Source organism: Flavobacterium limnosediminis JC2902 (assembly GCF_000498535.1).
Lineage (GTDB): Bacteria > Bacteroidota > Bacteroidia > Flavobacteriales > Flavobacteriaceae > Flavobacterium > Flavobacterium limnosediminis.
On record NZ_AVGG01000049.1, the window covers coordinates 1 to 2,085 of the forward strand.

General features: G+C 32.0%; 4 protein-coding genes. 3 read left to right on the forward strand and 1 reads right to left on the reverse strand.

Annotation, left to right across the window (positions count from 1 at the left end):
- The first annotated feature begins 54 nt into the window (after positions 1-54).
- The 3 genes from FLJC2902T_RS15555 to FLJC2902T_RS15565 all read left to right on the forward strand — a co-directional run bounded on the left by FLJC2902T_RS15555 (position 55) and on the right by FLJC2902T_RS15565 (position 1,919).
- A complete protein-coding gene (locus tag FLJC2902T_RS15555) occupies positions 55-540 on the forward strand; it encodes a hypothetical protein (protein ID WP_023580764.1) in 486 nt (161 codons plus the stop codon).
- A 144-nt stretch (positions 541-684) separates the two neighbouring features.
- Positions 685-1,362, forward strand: coding sequence for a hypothetical protein (locus tag FLJC2902T_RS15560; protein ID WP_023580765.1), 678 nt, complete (start codon positions 685-687; stop codon positions 1,360-1,362).
- Between the two features lie 176 nt (positions 1,363-1,538).
- Positions 1,539-1,919: a hypothetical protein gene (locus tag FLJC2902T_RS15565; protein ID WP_035679338.1), complete on the forward strand. Its 381-nt coding sequence runs from the start codon at positions 1,539-1,541 to the stop codon at positions 1,917-1,919.
- Here FLJC2902T_RS15565 and FLJC2902T_RS16460 read toward each other — a convergent pair.
- A partial coding sequence (locus tag FLJC2902T_RS16460; protein ID WP_211233889.1) for a hypothetical protein occupies positions 1,896-2,085 on the reverse strand: 190 nt, incomplete at its 5' end. The two genes, FLJC2902T_RS15565 and FLJC2902T_RS16460, sit on opposite strands and share 24 nt — an antisense overlap.

Genomic DNA, 2,085 nt, shown 5'->3' on the forward strand with positions numbered 1-2,085 from the left:
GCAAGCTGGCGGGACGTTATGGGCAAGTGACTTAACGAGACTAAAAAACACATTATGAATAAACTACTTACATTATTACTAATTTTAGTTGGCTTATTTTGCAATGCACAATCCAAACTCTTTAGTCATGAATTTGAATCATTAAATCAAAAATTCAACTATGCTTTATATTCAAATGCAAAAGTCAGTAAACAAAATTTTTACATAATAATATTAGAAAATGAATCACCTGATAAAATCTTAAAAAATATTTCAAAATGTGGAAATATTCACTCTGATTTCATTATTCTAAATCTAGAAAATCAAAATCTAACAGGAGTTAATAAAGAGCAACTTTTATTTGATTTTATTAATGACATAACCAGCCGCAGAAAATTACTCGATTTAGAAATGGTATTGATTTTAAATACAGACTTCACAAATTACTATTCTCAAAATAGAAATGACAGAAAAAAAGCTAATGGATTCTTAAATGAAATAAATAAAACTTACGTAGTAAAAAATTCAAACCAATTTTGCGCAAAAAACACCAGCCCATAACAGCAGTTTGCAGCAAGTGGGGCTTTAAGGCAAAATTTAATGTTGGTTTTGTGTTTGTAAACTTAATCCTAAATTGATACATTTGGATAAACAATTCCCCACCTGCAGCAAGCCGGCGGGACGTTACCAGCAATTAAAACCAACATGAGTAAACTAAACGAAATTTCAGATTCATTGACAACAACACTGAAAGAAGGCGAACTACATAAGGTTTCGCTTGATGTTTTAGAAACAGTTGGCGATAGCCTATTGAAAGATGGTATTTTAAAAGATATACCTGTCTTAGGTGCAGTTTTTGGAGTATCAAAAGGCATAATGAATGTAAGAGATATTCTTTTTGCCAAAAAATTACTTTTATTTCTTAAGGAATTATCTGCCGTTTCAAAAGACGACCGATTAAAACAAATAGAAAAAATTGAAAATTCAAATGAGTATAAAACAAAAGTTGGAGAAAAATTACTCTATCTTGTTGAACGTTGTGAAGATCCTTTAAAGGCTCAAATTGTTGGAAAACTCTTTTGTTCGTTTCTTGATGAAAAAATTACTTATCTAGAATTTTTAAAATGCAGTAATGCTGTCCAAAATCTTTTCACATCAGATATTAATGAATTTATTAAATATCAAAGTGAAAAATTGCAAATTGAATTAGCTTCTCAATATATCTCTGTAGGACTGATGGACATAGTTTTTCAACCACCTAAAATGGTCGATAAGAGTAGATTATACGGAAAGCAAAGTGGAACGAAAATAGACCTTTCTCCCGGAAACACTTTTGCAAAATTATCACCAATTGGATTTGCATTAAAAAGAGCTTTAAATTAACTGCTGGTAACAGCGGTTTGCAGCAAGTGGGGTTTTAGGGAAAACTCCAACATCTTTATGTATATTTGGCTTTAGGAATAAACAAACTAAAGGAACAAAATCCCCACCTGCAGCAAGCCGGCGGGACGTTAGCGGTAATTTAAAACAAGACGAAAAGAAAAAACAACTTAGATAATATGAAAAAACTATACATAATTCTCACATTAACTTCACTAATTTCTTGCTCAACCACGAAATCAGGAACACAAGAAATGACAACTGATTCAACTTATGGCTATTCTAAAGAAAATCCAATTAAGGTTGGAGGTGATGTTAATGGCCCAGCAAATGAACGAAATTTTTTAAGTTCATTATCTGGACCAAACGGAGAAGCAATCTGGTTTGAAAGATCTGGTAGTTGTTGTAGTTTTGAAACTAGGAATAGTTCTTTTGGAATGGGAATGCTAGATCGCTATAAAGTTACATATGAAGGCAAAAAAGATACTTTGGTTTTATATTTAAACATGTACGACAAAGCAAAACTAAAAGCTCCTTTAGGCTTTAAATTTAAGCAATAAACTACCGCTAACAAGGGTTTTATGCAAGTGGGGTTTTAGGGATGTATCGGTGATGGTCAGTGTTTGCATTTTCTTCTTCGAAGTAAGTCTTTTTCTTTCAATCTTTTCGGTATATTTGTAAACATCAGTAATAAAAGTCCCCACCTGCATAAAGCCCCGGGACGTT